The organism is Microbacterium meiriae (assembly GCF_032364335.1).
GTDB classification, from domain to species: Bacteria; Actinomycetota; Actinomycetes; order Actinomycetales; family Microbacteriaceae; genus Microbacterium; species Microbacterium meiriae.
Genome location: NZ_CP133984.1, coordinates 3391409 through 3404919, shown reverse-complemented (window position 1 = coordinate 3404919; position 13511 = coordinate 3391409). Strand labels below are relative to the sequence as shown.

General features: G+C 70.7%; 19 protein-coding genes. 7 read left to right on the top strand and 12 right to left on the bottom strand.

Features of this window, described 5'->3' with window-relative positions; translation table 11 throughout:
- Positions 1 to 15: 15 nt before the first annotated feature.
- The gene (locus RI211_RS16655; protein ID WP_315636734.1) at positions 16 to 492 is read left to right on the top strand and encodes a hypothetical protein; all 477 of its coding nucleotides are present in this window, start codon (positions 16 to 18) and stop codon (positions 490 to 492) included.
- Here RI211_RS16655 and RI211_RS16650 read toward each other — a convergent pair.
- Positions 489 to 1094 (bottom strand): TetR/AcrR family transcriptional regulator, encoded by a 606-nt coding sequence (locus tag RI211_RS16650; protein WP_315636733.1) that lies wholly within the window; start codon positions 1092 to 1094, stop codon positions 489 to 491. The two genes, RI211_RS16655 and RI211_RS16650, sit on opposite strands and share 4 nt — an antisense overlap.
- Positions 1095 to 1126: 32 nt before the next feature.
- On the opposite strand from RI211_RS16650, the gene RI211_RS16645 reads away from it, so the two are divergent.
- A complete protein-coding gene (locus RI211_RS16645) occupies positions 1127 to 2119 on the top strand; it encodes a DMT family transporter (protein WP_315636732.1) in 993 nt (330 codons plus the stop codon).
- Here the strand turns inward: RI211_RS16645 and RI211_RS16640 are convergent.
- The 6 genes from RI211_RS16640 to RI211_RS16615 all read right to left on the bottom strand — a co-directional run bounded on the left by RI211_RS16640 (position 2059) and on the right by RI211_RS16615 (position 6503).
- Positions 2059 to 2286: an RNA-binding S4 domain-containing protein gene (locus RI211_RS16640; RefSeq protein WP_187662734.1), complete on the bottom strand. Its 228-nt coding sequence runs from the start codon at positions 2284 to 2286 to the stop codon at positions 2059 to 2061. The genes RI211_RS16645 and RI211_RS16640 overlap by 61 nt on opposite strands.
- Before the next feature lie 28 nt (positions 2287 to 2314).
- Positions 2315 to 3214 carry a hypothetical protein gene (locus RI211_RS16635; RefSeq protein ID WP_315636730.1) on the bottom strand — a complete coding sequence of 300 codons (900 nt, stop codon included), beginning with the start codon at positions 3212 to 3214 and terminating at the stop codon, positions 2315 to 2317.
- Between the two features lie 167 nt (positions 3215 to 3381).
- Positions 3382 to 4707, bottom strand: coding sequence for a sensor histidine kinase (locus RI211_RS16630; protein WP_315636729.1), 1326 nt, complete (start codon positions 4705 to 4707; stop codon positions 3382 to 3384).
- Positions 4700 to 5377, bottom strand: coding sequence for a response regulator transcription factor (locus tag RI211_RS16625; protein ID WP_259952678.1), 678 nt, complete (start codon positions 5375 to 5377; stop codon positions 4700 to 4702). The genes RI211_RS16630 and RI211_RS16625 overlap by 8 nt, the downstream gene beginning before the upstream one ends.
- 119 nt (positions 5378 to 5496) lie before the next feature.
- Positions 5497 to 6021, bottom strand: a complete 525-nt coding sequence (locus RI211_RS16620) for a putative immunity protein (protein WP_259952676.1) — start codon at positions 6019 to 6021, stop codon at positions 5497 to 5499.
- A gap of 23 nt (positions 6022 to 6044) precedes the next feature.
- Positions 6045 to 6503: a DUF6194 family protein gene (locus RI211_RS16615; RefSeq protein ID WP_315636727.1), complete on the bottom strand. Its 459-nt coding sequence runs from the start codon at positions 6501 to 6503 to the stop codon at positions 6045 to 6047.
- Positions 6504 to 6564: 61 nt separating this feature from the next.
- Here RI211_RS16615 and RI211_RS16610 point away from each other — a divergent pair, with 61 nt between their 5' ends.
- A complete protein-coding gene (locus RI211_RS16610) occupies positions 6565 to 7362 on the top strand; it encodes a MerR family transcriptional regulator (RefSeq protein WP_259952672.1) in 798 nt (265 codons plus the stop codon).
- Here RI211_RS16610 and RI211_RS16605 read toward each other — a convergent pair.
- A complete protein-coding gene (locus tag RI211_RS16605) occupies positions 7295 to 8044 on the bottom strand; it encodes a DeoR/GlpR family DNA-binding transcription regulator (RefSeq protein ID WP_292795795.1) in 750 nt (249 codons plus the stop codon). The genes RI211_RS16610 and RI211_RS16605 overlap by 68 nt on opposite strands.
- 54 nt (positions 8045 to 8098) lie before the next feature.
- On the opposite strand from RI211_RS16605, the gene RI211_RS16600 reads away from it, so the two are divergent.
- Positions 8099 to 8464 carry a DUF4406 domain-containing protein gene (locus RI211_RS16600; RefSeq protein WP_259952669.1) on the top strand — a complete coding sequence of 122 codons (366 nt, stop codon included), beginning with the start codon at positions 8099 to 8101 and terminating at the stop codon, positions 8462 to 8464.
- 9 nt (positions 8465 to 8473) lie between these two features.
- Entirely contained in the window at positions 8474 to 8650 is a 177-nt protein-coding gene (locus RI211_RS16595; protein ID WP_025102796.1) for a hypothetical protein, read from the top strand.
- Between the two features lie 66 nt (positions 8651 to 8716).
- Here the strand turns inward: RI211_RS16595 and RI211_RS16590 are convergent, their stop codons facing one another.
- The 4 genes from RI211_RS16590 to RI211_RS16575 all read right to left on the bottom strand — a co-directional run bounded on the left by RI211_RS16590 (position 8717) and on the right by RI211_RS16575 (position 12312).
- Entirely contained in the window at positions 8717 to 10081 is a 1365-nt protein-coding gene (locus tag RI211_RS16590; RefSeq protein WP_280567700.1) for an LLM class flavin-dependent oxidoreductase, read from the bottom strand.
- A 73-nt stretch (positions 10082 to 10154) separates the two neighbouring features.
- Positions 10155 to 10862 carry a nicotinamide riboside transporter PnuC gene (gene pnuC / locus RI211_RS16585; RefSeq protein ID WP_315636725.1) on the bottom strand — a complete coding sequence of 236 codons (708 nt, stop codon included), beginning with the start codon at positions 10860 to 10862 and terminating at the stop codon, positions 10155 to 10157.
- Between the two features lie 2 nt (positions 10863 to 10864).
- A complete protein-coding gene (locus RI211_RS16580; protein WP_268776902.1) occupies positions 10865 to 11392 on the bottom strand; it encodes a GNAT family N-acetyltransferase in 528 nt (175 codons plus the stop codon).
- 2 nt (positions 11393 to 11394) lie between these two features.
- A complete protein-coding gene (locus RI211_RS16575) occupies positions 11395 to 12312 on the bottom strand; it encodes a DUF808 domain-containing protein (RefSeq protein ID WP_315636724.1) in 918 nt (305 codons plus the stop codon).
- A gap of 152 nt (positions 12313 to 12464) precedes the next feature.
- Between RI211_RS16575 and msrB the strand changes: the two genes are divergently transcribed.
- Together msrB and msrA are read left to right on the top strand one after the other, a co-directional pair.
- Positions 12465 to 12932, top strand: a complete 468-nt coding sequence (msrB, locus tag RI211_RS16570) for a peptide-methionine (R)-S-oxide reductase MsrB (RefSeq protein WP_102209798.1) — start codon at positions 12465 to 12467, stop codon at positions 12930 to 12932.
- On the top strand, positions 12929 to 13471 hold the full coding sequence (gene msrA, locus RI211_RS16565; RefSeq protein WP_315636723.1) for a peptide-methionine (S)-S-oxide reductase MsrA: 543 nt from the start codon (positions 12929 to 12931) through the stop codon (positions 13469 to 13471). The genes msrB and msrA overlap by 4 nt, the downstream gene beginning before the upstream one ends.
- The last annotated feature ends 40 nt before the right edge of the window (positions 13472 to 13511 follow it).

Below are 13511 nucleotides of genomic sequence, written 5' to 3'. Positions count from 1 at the left end.
GGTTAGCCTGAGGCCATGACGGGTGGACGCACGGTGACGGCGCTGCGCCTGCTGCTGCCGGCTTTCCTGCTCGGGGCGATCGTCGCGATCTCGTTCCTGGAGGCGCCGCTGAAGTTCCTGGCTCCCGGAATCACGATCCCCCTAGGGCTCGGCATCGGTCGTCTCGTGTTCACCGCCCTCAACGTCCTCGCGGGAGCGGTGCTCCTCGTGCTGACGGCGGTCAGCGTCCGTGCCCGTGCCGGGCGTTCCTCGGCTCTGCTGCTCGGCGGGCTGTGGCTGGTGTTCCTCGTCGAGGTGGTCGTCATCCGCCCGATCCTCAACCGGCGGAGCGACCTAGTGATCGCAGGGCGGGAGGTGCCGGGAACCGATGGCGCGCACTACGCCTACATCGTCGCGGACGTGACGATGGTGGTGCTGCTCGTGGCGTTCCTCGTGGTCACGGTGCGGGCGGTGCTCCCGCCGCGCGCGTCCTCTTCGACGACCGACGTCTAGGACGCGTCGGACGCAGCGGACTCCAGCAGTCGGCGCGCGCTGTCCCGAGCGGTCGCGAACGGCTCCGCGAACGTCCCCATGCCGACGGTGACGATCGCGCCTTCATAGAGGAGCATGAGCGTCTCGGCGAGCCGGTCCGGGTCGTGGAACCCGGCCTCACCGCAGAGCTCCGCGAAGACCGCGAGCAGCCACTCCTTCTCGCGACGGGCCTCGGCGAGCACCAGTGGGGCGTCCCCGGGGCCGTCGATCTCGGCGCGCGCGTTGATGGCGCTGCATCCCTTGGTGCTGTGGTCCGGCACCCAGGAGATGGCCGCATCGAAGATCGCGAGCACGCGGGCGGGCCCCGGCTCCGGGACCCGTGTGAGGTGAACCGCGACGTGATCGCGCCAGCGGGCGTCCCGGTGCTGCAGGTAGGACACGACGAGCGCTTCCTTCGATCCGAAGCGGTCGTAGAGAGTCTTCTTCGTCACCCCGGCGGCGGCGGCGATGGTGTCGACCCCGACGGCGTGGATGCCGCGTTCGTAGAAGAGGTCGGAGGCGGCGTCGAGCACGCGGCGCGCCCCGGGGGTCAGCGGCGGGAGCTCCGGCACGGTTGTCGACATGCGGCGAGTATACCAACCTGTATAGTGAGGGAATGAGTAAACAGATCGGTATACTCTCTCGGGTCGTGACCGTGGGTGCGGCGGTGGCCTTCGTCCTCACGTGGAGCTCGGGATTCCTCATCCCCGCGGTCGCCACCGCGGACGTCGACCCGCTGACGCTCCTGGTCTGGCGGTTCACGCCGCTCGCCGTCCTGCTCGTGGTCCTCGCCGCGATGTCCGGAGCGACGAAGGGGATGACCGCGCGGGAATTCGGCATCCAGGCGGTCATCGGCGCGCTCGCCCAGTTCGGATATTGCGCTGCTGTGTACGCCGCCGTCGCGACGGGGATCGCCACCGGCACCGTCGCGCTGATCGACGCGGTCCAGCCGCTGCTCGTCGCCGTGCTGGTCGGGCCGGTGCTGGGCCTCCGCGTGCGCGGCGCCCAGGTGGCGGGGCTGGTGATCGGGGCGGTGGGGGTGCTGCTCGTCGTGCAGTCGCAGTTCGGTGCCGGCTCCGCGCCGCTCGTCGCCTACCTGCTTCCGGCGGCGGCGATGGTCTGCCTCGTGATCGGCACGCTGGTGCAGCGGCGGACGGCCGTGCGCACGGGGGTTCTGCTGACCCTGACCATCCACGTGAGCGTGACCGCCGTGCTGCTCCTCGTCATCGCCGCGCTCGCCGGGGCACTCGTGCCGCCGGCGCGACCGTCGTTCTGGATCGCCGTGGTCCTGACCGCGGTCTTCCCCACGCTCGGCGCCTATGGCCTCTACTGGTGGCTGCTGCGCCGGGTCGGCATCACCGCACTGCAGGCGCTGCTCTTCCTCGTCGCCCCGGCGACCGCGATCGGCGGGGCGCTGCTGCTCGGTGAACCCCTCACGGCGATCACGGTCGGCGGGTTCGCGCTGTGCGGCGCCGGGGTGACCATGGTGCTCGTGAGCGAGGCACGGAACCGCGGCCCGGAGGCGGCGGAAGGCTCCGCGACGCCGGGTCAGGGCCGGACGCGGACCGCCCGGCCCTCGAAGGTCACCACATCGCCATCGCGGAGCTGACGCCCGCGGCGCCGGTCCACGTCGCCGTTCACGGTGACGTAGCCGTCGATGATGACCTCTTTCGCGTCGCCGCCCGAATCGAGCAGGCCCGCGAACTTGAGGAACTGCCCGAGGCGGATGACCTCGCCGCCGATGGAGACCTCGTCGATCGGATCGGAGTTCGTCATCCTTGCATGCTAGCCGTCGGGCCGACCGTCACTCGTCGACGTCGGTGCCCACGACCGCGAACGAGGCATCGAAGGAGATGTCGATCGAGCGGTTGTCCGTCGTCAGGACGGAGGCGTCGTAGGGGCTCACGTCGTCGGAGTCCACGTCGAGGTCGGTGATCATCCCCTCGGCCTCGGCGAGAGCGGCATCGACGAGCGTGCGGATGGTCTCCTCGTCGAGCGTGAGAGTCGGACCCTGGTCGTCGCCGTCCGCAGCGTCTGTCGACACCACGGTCGCGGCGAGCTCGTCGTCGACGCGCACCTCGGTCTCGTCCCCAGCGGACGTGGTGAGCTGCACCTCCCACGTCCCGTCGCGCTTCGCGTCGATCGAGGTGACCTCGCCCTCCGCGGCGTCCTGGGCGGCGGCGGCGATCGCGAGGAGCTCGTCGACGTCGTCGGTGCCGATGCCGGTCACCGGGCCGCGGTCGCCCCGGTCTCCGCTCGGGCGCGCGTCGTCGTCGCCGCGGTGGTCTCCGCGCGGGCCGTGGTCGCCCTCGTGTCGGGGGCCCTCCATAGCGGGACGGTCGTCGTCGTCACCGAACTCGTCGCCGATCGCGGCACCCACTGCCACGCCTCCGCCGGCGAGCAGCACCGCGGCCGCGATCCCGCCGCCGATCAGGAGTGCACGCTTGCGTCCGGGCGTGGCGGGGGTCGCTGCGGCGGCCGGTGCCTCCGGCGCGCCGTTCGGCGTCGCGGCAGGATCGCTGGTCGGCGCGACCGGCACCGTCGGGTCGTCGGCGTTCGCGTTCGTGCCGGGGCCGGCGGGGGAGCCCTGTCCGGCGGTGTGGTCCTGGCCCGCGTTCGGGACGGCGGATGCCGAGTCCGGTCCGGAGGCGCGGTTCTCGTCCGGCGTGGGGTTCTGGTCGGAAGCAGGAGTCTTGTCGTTCATGTCTCGATGGTCTCCCGACGCCGCTGAAGCCACCCTGAAGCCTCCTGAAGCCCCGTTCAGGAACCGATATCCCGGGCACGATTTCGGAGCTCGGCGACGACACGCCGCTCGGGGGGGCATGGCCGGGGTGTCGTGGGGGATCTCCGAAGCTGTGCCCGGGGGCGGGGTCAGGAGAGAGGGCCGGCCGAGGGGAGGGTGACGGTGAAGCGGGCGCCGCCCCACCGGGAGGCGTCCACCGCGATCGCGCCGTGGGCGGCGGTGGCGATGCCCTGGGCGATCGCGAGACCGAGCCCGCTGCCTCCCGCGTCGCGGCTGCGGGCCTCGTCGAGCCGGACGAAGCGCTCGAAGATGCGGTCCCGCTCCTCCGGCGGGATGCCGGCGCCGTCATCTTCGACCGTGAGGACGACGTGCGGCGGCCGTGACTCCACCCCGATCGCCACGCGGCCGTTGCTGTGCCGGGCGGCGTTGTCCGCGAGGTTCCGCAGCAGCTGGCCCAGCAGGCGGGGATCGCCGGCAGTGCGGGCCGCGCGGATGCCGGACCCGTCGACGTCGAGCCCGGCAGCCCGCAGCCGACGCACCTCCGCGAGGGCCAGGTCGTCCAGGTCGACCGGTTCGGTGCTCCCGGTGACACCCTCGTCGAGGCGGGCGAGGAGCAGCAGCGACTCCACGATGCCCTGCAGCCGCAGCCCCTCCTCGGCCACCACCTCGGCGAGCTCGTCGATGCTCGTCACCTCCGGGTGCGCCTGGGCGAGCTCCGCGTGCTGACGGATCGTCGCCAGGGGAGACCGCAGTTCGTGCGAGGCGTCGGAGACGAAGCGGCGCTGCGCGGTCGCCGCCGCGTCGAGCCGGTCGAGCATCCCGTTCATCGTCACGGCGAGGGAGTGGATCTCATCCGCCGTGTCGGGAACCGGCACCCGGTGATCGAGGCGCTCGGCGGTGATGCCCTCGACCTCCTGGCGGATGCGGGTGACCGGGCGCAGCGCGCGCCCCGTGACGAGCCAGGTCGTGACGGCCACGAGCAACAGCAGCGCGGGGACGGCGATCACGAGCAGCGTCGCCACGGTGGCCAGGGTCTCCGCGTCCTCGTCCATCGGCACCGCGAGCACGAGGGTCTGGTCGCCCTCCACGTCGTCGGACACCACGAGCATGGGTTCCCCGTCGATGCGGACCACCTGCGGATCGTCGTCCACGGGCAGCGGGGTGGCGCCGAGCGCATCGGCAGCCTCCTCGCTGGACGCCCGCACCGACCCGTCTCGTCCGAGCAGCTGCACGAGGTCGTCGTCGAGCTGGTCGGGGCCGCGTCGGCCCGGACCGTCGAACCGGCTGACGAGCTCCTCCAGCCGCTGCTCCGCCGCGCGTTCGGTGCTGCCGTGGATGCTCGCGCTCAGCACCCCGTAGAAGGAGAAGGCACCGAGGAGCAGCGCGACCGCGACGACCAGGGTGGCGCCGAGCGTCGTCCGGCCGCGGACCGACCGCCAGAGCCGCCTAGCCACCGTTCGCCGCCAGCCGGTAGCCCGCACCGCGGATGGTCTCGATCGCCTCGCGCCCGAACGGCTTGTCGACTTTGCGGCGGAGGTGGCCGACGTAGACCTCGACGATGTTCGGGTCGCCGTCGAAGTCGTCGTCCCAGACGCCGGCCAGCAGGTCGCGCTTCGACAGCACCTGCCCCCGGTGCCGCATCAGGTGCTCGAGCACAGCGAACTCGCGGGCCGTCAGGGTGATCGGGGTCTCGCCGCGCCAGACGTGGTGTCCCGCGGGATCCAGTCGCAGGTCGCCGGCCTCGAGGATCGTCGGTCGCGCCACGGCGCCGCGGCGCAGGAGTGCCCGAAGTCGGGCCACGAGGATCGCGAACGAGAAGGGCTTGGTGACGTAGTCGTCGGCGCCGCTCTCCAGCGCCTCCACCTGATCCCACTCGCCGTCCTTGGCGGTGAGCATCAGCACGGGGGTCCAGTTCTCCTCGGCGCGCAGGGCCTCGCAGACCTTCCACCCGCTCATGCCGGGCATCATCAGGTCGAGCACGATGGCGTCGTACCGGGTCTCGCGGGCCCGCCACAGGCCGTCGACGCCGTTGTGGGCGACGTCGACCGCGAAGCCCTCCGCCTCGAGTCCGCGGCGCACGCCTTCGGCCAGACGCACCTCGTCGTCCACCACCAGGATCCGCATCCCCCCAGTGTGGCGGGTCGACGCTGAATCGGGGCTGAAGCCGTCGGGCCGCTTTCGAATCGCGCAACTGGTTCCATCTGCGGCTCAGATACAGCCAGTTGCGCGATTCGAAGAGGGACTCAATCGACGGCGGACGAGAGGTGTGCCTGCAGGTCGCGGATCACCTCGCCGAGGGGGCCGGAGGAGAGGAGCCCGGGGCCGAGCGGGCCGGCGGGGTCGGTGCCCAGGGGCGGGAGGGTGCGCAGGGCCGCAGCGGCCTCGGGGGAGAGGTGCGCGAGTTGCCAGCGCACCTCTGCGACGCGGACGTCGGGGGCGTCCGGGTGTGCCAGCTCGACAGCTCGCGCGGCGTAGGCGGCTGCCCCGAGAGCATGCGCACCCATGTGCGCGACCCCGGCGGCCTGTGCCGCGGAGCGAGCGGCCGCGGTGCCGGCAGGTGTCACGGCGCTGCGGGCAGCCCTGCCCGCGACGAAGCGACGACGGATCTCGCCCGCAGCCGCGAGCTCGCCACGGGCGAAGGCGCGCGTCCTGGCGATGGCATCACGCGCACGTACGTCGTCCGGGGCCTCCCTCTCGAACAGCGGCAGCACGCGGTCGGCGCAGTCGGCCGCCCACACCGCGACGATCCGACGGTCGGACTCGGTCATGCCCTGAGGAGTCGACACGGGACTCATCGCGCCCGTCGTCCGGTGCGCGCACGTGCCGCCTCGTGCGCCTCGCGGAGAAGGGCGAGCACGGCACCCTCCGTCGCCTCTGCGGGGTCGATGACGCACACCCAGCCGGCGGTGCCGTACAGGGGGTGAGGGCGGAAGACGTCGACCGCCGTCGGGTCGGTGTCGTCGCCTGTGAGAGACGCCGCCGCGATGATCGACTCCGCGCGCTCGCGTCCGACGTGGATGTTCACCCGGAAGCGCCCTGGAGCGTCCAGCGCGGAGGACGTGTCGTCGGGATAGTCCTTCGTGATGATCGTCCCGTACGGCTGAGTGCGCTCGGGCATGCGGCCGTCGGGCGCGTGGTAGAAGTACGCGTCTCCCCATGACAGTTCGGGGAAGTCGCTGCCCGCCTCCGGGGCGATGACGAGCACGCCGTCGAACGAACGGATCTCTGCGATGATCTCCTGCATTTCCATCCTTCAATGCTGAGGCTGACGTGCTTATGTGGACTCAAGGACCGGAAAGACGAGGAGGAGTGTGCAGAACCCTCAAGAGCAGGTGATGACGACGGCGGCGCTCGGCCGGCTGGTCGACTACTCGACGCAGCAGGTGCGCGACCTCGAGCGCCTCGGCGTCCTCCCCGCCGCGGAGCGCGGCGCGAACGGGTACCGGCGGTATCGGACGCCGCATGCCCTGGCGCTGCGTGCCTATCGCGCGTTGGCGGCGGCGCTCGGTCCGGTGCCCGCGCGTCGACTGATGCCCGCTCTCATCGGCGGATCGGTCGAGCACGCGGCGGAGCGGATCGACGCCCTGCACGCGGACGTCGCCCTCGATCGCTCACGGGTGCGCGCGGCCCTGCGCGGACTCGAGGACGCCGTGGCGGAGGCCGACGATCCGTTCGTCGAGGACGATGCGATGGCCATCGGCGAACTCGCCCAGGCGCTCGGCGTCCGTTCCTCCGCACTTCGGCACTGGGAGCGAGAAGGGCTCGTGCGCCCCCTTCGTCGCGCGGGATCGGTCCGCTCCTATGACTCCCTGGCGATCACCGAGGCGCGGATCGCCGCCGCCCTGCGCTCGGGCGGCTACGGCATCCCCGCGGTATCCCGGATCATCGACGAGGTGCGCGCGCATGGTGACACCGAAGACGTGCAGCGCATCCTCGCGGAGCGGCTGGCTGACCTCACGCGCCGTAGCGTGGCGCTCCTCGCGGCGGCAGGTCACCTGCACGCCCTGCTCGCGGAACGCCTCGCGGAGGAGGGATCCTCGCTCACGCCCCCGCCGGGATCTGCGCCAGGACCTCGGGGATCAGCGGATTCTCGTCGAGGGGGTCGGTGATGACCGCGGCGACCGCCTCGAACGGCAGCACCGGGTAGCGCGAGGCGGCGCCGATCTTCTCGTCGCTCGCGAGCACGATCGTCGCGGCACATCGGGAGGCGATCGCCCGCTTGGTGACGGCATCGTCGAGCTCGCCCGTCGTGAGGCCGTGACGCGGGTCGACACCCGTGACCCCGACGAAGAACACGTCGGCAGCGAGGTGCTGGATCGCCTCCATCGCGAGTCCCCCTCCGGCGACGAGAGAGTGCCGGGCGAGCTCGCCGCCGATCATGATCACGCGCGCATCCGAGTGCTCGGCGACGGCCAGGGCGATGGCGGGACTCGGGGTGATGACCGTGACGCCGGTGCCGGAGGGCAGCAGTCGCGCCATCGCGAGCGTGGTGGTTCCGGCATCCAGCACGATCGTCGATCCGGGCCGGATGGTCGTGACGGCCTGGCGGGCGACCCGCTCCTTGCTCTCGGTCGCCAGGTCATGGCGCTCGCGCACCGGGCGATCGGCCGCGGCGATGGGCAGCGCGCCGCCGTACACGCGCTGGAGCCTGCCCTCCTCGGCGAGCTCGCGGAGGTCGCGGCGGATGGCGTCTTCCGATACTCCGAGGTCATCGGCCGCAGCCTTCGCCACGACCCGTCCCTCACGGGCGAGCACGGCGAGCAGGTGGTCTTTGCGCTGAGCAGCGAGCATACGTTTCCTCACGAAGTTGCACGTTTATGCATGATTCAGACTACAGTCATCTCCATGATGAAGCCACTCCTGATCCTGATCGCCGGCCCCTACCGTTCCGGCACCAACGGCGACCCCACCCTGATCGCCCGCAATCTCGCGCGTCTGGAGGAGGCGTCCGGTCCGATCTTCCGCCTCGGCCATGTGCCGATGATCGGGGAGTGGGCCGCTCTGCCCATCCTCCGCACCCTCGACGCGGCCGAAGTGGAGACCGGTGACGTGATGTACGAGACCGCGCACCGCCTCCTCCAGCACTGCGATGCGGTGCTGCGCCTTCCGGGGGCTTCGACGGGCGCGGACCAGGATGTCGCCATCGCCCACGAGCGCGGACTGCCCGTCTACCGGTCGCTGGAGGAGATCCCGGCCGCCGCGACTCCGTAGGCTGGAGGCATGACCAAGAACATCTGGACCGTCCTCGGCGTCATCCTCGCCGTCGTGATCGCGTGGTGGATCGTCAGCGCGCTGTTCTCGGTGCTCTGGTTCATCGCGAAGCTCGCCATCGTCGCGGTCGTCGCCGTGGTGGTCTTCCTCGTGCTGCGGAGCCTCTTCACCCGCGACGCCGACTGACCTGCCTTCGAATCGCCCACTTTGCGCCAAACCGGATTTGCAGCACAGCGGGCGATTCGAACGGGGTCAGAGGCGGTACTGGGCGGCGCGGTGCGTGGGCTGGACCCGGTCGCCGCGGCCGTGCAGCTTGTGGCGGAGCGTGCCGGGCACGTACTCCTCGGGGTACGCGCCGCGCTCGCGCAGCACCGGGATGACGTGCTCGATGACGTCCTGCCAGGTGCCGGGGGTGACGGCGTACGCGAGATTGAAGCCGTCGATGTCGGTCTCCTCGACCCACGACTGCAGCTCGTCGGCGATCTCGACCCCGGAGCCGACGATCGTCGGGCCGAGCCCGCCGATCGCGTTGTGGCGACCGAAGTCGCCCACCGTCCACTCGCGCCCGAGGTCGGCCTCCTCCTTCAGGTGCTGCAGCACCGACTGGATCGCGTTCGACTCGACGTTCCCCACCGGCTCGTCCTCGGCGTACTGCGACAGGTCGACGCCCATCCACCCCGACATGAAGGTGAGCGCCCCCTCCGGGCTCGCGTAGGAGAGATACTCGGCGTGCTTCGCGGCCGCCTCCTCGCTCGTCGCGGCGGTGATGACAGTGAGCAGGGTGTAGATCCGGGCGTCGTACCGGTCACGCCCCGCCGCCTCGAGAGCGTCGCGGATCCGCTTCACGGTGCCGGCGAGCACCTCCTTCGACGGCGCCGCGACGAAGATGGCCTCGGCGTTCTCCGCCGCGAACCGCACTCCGCGCGGGCTGGCTCCGGCCTGGTAGATCACCGGAGTGCGCTGCGGCGACGGCTCCGAGATGTGGATGCCGGGCACGGAGAAGTGCTTCCCCTCGTGCCGGATCGGGTGCACCTTCGACGGGTCTGTGAAGATGCCGCGCTCGCGGTCCTCCACCACGGCGTCGTCCTCCCACGACCCCTCCCAGAGCTTGTAGAGCACCTCGACGTACTCGTCCGCGTGGTCGTAGCGGTCGTCATGCGCGAGCTGGTCCTCCTGCCCCATGTTCCGGGCGGCGCTGGGCAGATAGCCGGTCACGACGTTCCAGCCGACGCGGCCCTGGGTGAGGTGGTCCAGAGTGCTCAGACGCCGCGCGAACGGGTAGGGGTGCTCGAAGGCCGTGCCGGCGGTGACGCCGAATCCCAGATGCTCGGTCACCGCGGCCATCGCGCTGACCAGGAGGATCGGGTCGTTCACCGGCACCTGGGCGCCGTTGCGGATGGCGGCCTCGTTCGTGCCGCCGTAGACGTCGTAGGTGCCCAGGACGTCGGCGATGAAGATGCCGTCGAAGGTCGCGCTCTCCAGCAGCTTCGCCAGGTCGGTCCAGTACGAGATCGTGTTGTACTGGCGCGACCGGTCGTCGGGATGCCGCCACAGGCCGGACGACTGATGGGCGACGCAGTTCATGTCGAAGGCGTTGAAACGGATCTGCCGGGTCATGCCCCCATGAAACGGGACCGGGCGGCATCGGGGCGAGCGACGGCGACACGCACCGAAACAATCGCGACGCCGGTCAGGCCTCGTCGTCCGGACGGCGGGGGCTCGGGTCGGGCGGGAGGATCTCGATCGGACGGGCAGCCTGCCGTTGCGCCCGCCACCAGATCACGAACCCGATCGCGGTGAAGACGCCGTAGAACACGTACATGAGGCCGGTCGCGTAGTAGCCGGAGCTGAACAGCAGCGGCACCCCCACCACGTCCACGGCGATCCAGATGAGCCAGAACTCGGTCCAGCCCTTGGCCATGCCGTACGTCGCGAGCAGTGACCCGACGAAGGTCCAGGCGTCGGCCCAGACCGGTTCCCACGAACCGAGGGCGCGGAACAGGGGGGTGAGCGCCACGGTTCCGAAGACGAGGACCACGACCAGACCGACGCGGGCACCGGTCGGCGCCCACCGCGGCACGATGCGACCGCCGTCGGCATTCCGCCAGCGGATCCAGCCGTAGATCGCGACGGCGATGAACATGATCTGCCGCCCGGCCTGACCGAGGAGATGCGGGAGCGACGGGTCGGGGCTCAGCGCGGAACCGAGGAACACCGTCAGCAGCAGGACGTTGCCGACGATGCCGACCGGCCACGCCCAGACCTTGCGCCGCATGCCCCCGAGGGCGCTCGCGAGTCCGAACGCGTTCCCGACGACCTCACGCACCAGGAGGGTCTGGCCTCCCGGCAGCACCCAGGACGAGGAGAAGGCGTCGACGAGCCACTGCAGGAAGCCCATCGCTAGAGCGCCGCGTCGGGGGTGGGGCGGTCGTCGAGCACGAGCTGCAGCATGCTGAGGTCGAGCCAGCGGCCGAACTTCGCACCGACCTGCGGCATGCGGCCCACCTCCCGGAACCCGAGGCGCTCGTGCAGGGCGATGGAGGCGGTGTTGCCGCTCTCCACCCCGCCGATCATCACGTGCATCCCGGCTGCCCGAGCCCGGGCGATGAGCTCAGTCATGAGGAGCGTGCCGATGCCGCGCCCGCGCTGATCGCCGCGCACGTAGACGGAGTGCTCGACGGTCAGGCGGTAGCCGCTGTGCGGGCGCCACTGGGCGTAGGACGCATAGCCCACGACCCCGCTGTCGTCGGCGGCGACGATCACGGGGTAGCCGCGCGCGGTCCGGTCGGCGAGCCAGGCTTCCCGGTCGGCGCGATCCACCGCCACCTCGTTCCAGATCGCGGTCGTGTGCACGACGGCGTGGTTGTGGATCTCGGTGATCGTGTCGAGGTCGTCGCTCTCGGCGGCCCTGAGGTGCACGGCGGTCATCGTCAGACGTGGATGTCGGCGGGGGAGGCCTCGCCCTCGTGGAAGCTCGGCTTCTTGCCGAAGACCTTCGCGATGCCGAGGACGGCGCCGACGATCACGAGACCCCAGATGAGACCGGCGATGGCGGAGATGATGGTGTCGACCACCCAGACCACGAAGCCGCCGAGGGGCTCCAGCGCGTGCTCGACCGCATGGAGCACGTCGGCCGGCGCGTGCAGCCCGACCTCGCCGAGGTTGATGAGGACGAGGTGCCCGCCGACCCAGAGCATCGCGACGGTGCCGAGCACGCTGATGAAGCGGAAGACCGCGGGCATCGACCGGACGATACGCGTGCCGGCGTGCCGCACGCGCTGCACGGGGTTCTTCGCCATCTTCAGGCCGATGTCGTCGATCTTCACCAGGAGCGCCACGGCGCCGTACACCGCGACGGTCATGACCAGCGCGATCACCGCGAGGATCGCCAGGGTGGACCAGATGCCGAGTCCCTTGTCGAGGCTGGCGAGGGAGATGAGCATGATCTCGGTCGAGAGGATGAGGTCGGTGCGGACGGCGCCGAGCACGAGCTTCCTCTCGTCGCGGGCGCCCTCGTCCGCGTGACCGTGCTGCACCCCGAACCACTCGAGCACCTTCTCCGCCCCCTCGAAGCACAGGTACGAGCCGCCGAGGATCAGCAGATAGGGCAGTACCCATGGCGCGAAGGCGGTGAGCAGCAGTGCGATGGGGATGATGATGACGAACTTGTTCACCAGCGACCCGAGGGCGATCTTGCCGACCACGGGGAGTTCGCGGGCCGGCGTGATGCCCTGCACGTACTGCGGCGTCACGGCGGCGTCGTCGATGACGACTCCCGCAGCCTTCGCCGACGCCTTCATCGCGGCGCTCAGGATGTCGTCGACGACGGCGAGCAGTCCAACGGACATGGCAGTTCCCCTCGGGTGGTGTGTGGTGCGGAGGCAACTCTATCGAGTGGGAAAACTCCCAGCCCGCTCCCAGCCCCGCGGGACCAAAAGCCGCGCCCGCGTGGTTCTCCTCTATGACGCCGCAGCCAGCGGCGTCGGACAAGGAGCCACTCATGTCGAACGACTACGGCAGGACCCCCGAGGCCGTCAGCGGTCTCACGAACCTGCAGTACGAGGTCACGCAGCAGGACGCCACCGAGCCGCCCTTCCGCAACGCCTACTGGAACACCCACGACGACGGCATCTACGTCGACGTCGTCTCCGGCCAGCCGCTGTTCTCCTCGCGGGACAAGTACGACAGCGGCACCGGCTGGCCGAGCTTCACGCGCCCGATCGACGCCGACGCCGTGACCACGAAGACCGACCGCACGCTGTGGATGACCCGCACCGAGGCGCGGTCCTCCGGAGCCGACAGCCACCTGGGACACGTCTTCGACGACGGACCCCGCGCCGAGGGCGGCCTCCGCTACTGCATGAACTCGGCGGCCCTCCGCTTCATCCCGGCGGAGGATCTCGAGAAGGAGGGGTACGGTCGCTACAGCCCCCTCTTCACCACCCACACCTCTGAGGAGCAGTCATGACCGACACCGGAACCATCACCCGCACCCCCGGGACCGAGACGGCCGTCCTCGCGGGCGGCTGCTTCTGGGGCATGGAAGACCTCATCCGCCGCCAGCCCGGTGTCATCGACACTCGTGTGGGTTACACGGGCGGGGAGAACGACCACGCGACCTATCGGAACCACCCCGGTCACGCGGAGGCCGTGGAGATCGTGTTCGACCCGAGTGTGACGACCTATCGCGACATCCTGGCGTTCTTCTTCCAGATCCACGACCCGTCGACGTTGAACCGTCAGGGCAACGACATCGGGTCGAGCTACCGGTCGGCGATCTTCCCGCTCACCCCCGAGCAGGAGCAGGTCGCCCGGGACACGATCGCCGATGTCGACGCCTCCGGCCTGTGGCCGGCGAAGGCCGTCACGACGATCGAGCCCGCCGGTCCGTTCTGGGAGGCCGAGCCCGAGCACCAGGACTACCTGATCAAGTACCCGAACGGCTACACGTGCCACTTCCCCCGCGCCGGCTGGGTCCTCCCGAAGCGCGAGGACGCCACCGCCTGATCCCGAGACCCCGCGCTCGCGCCGAGACCCCCTCCTGCAC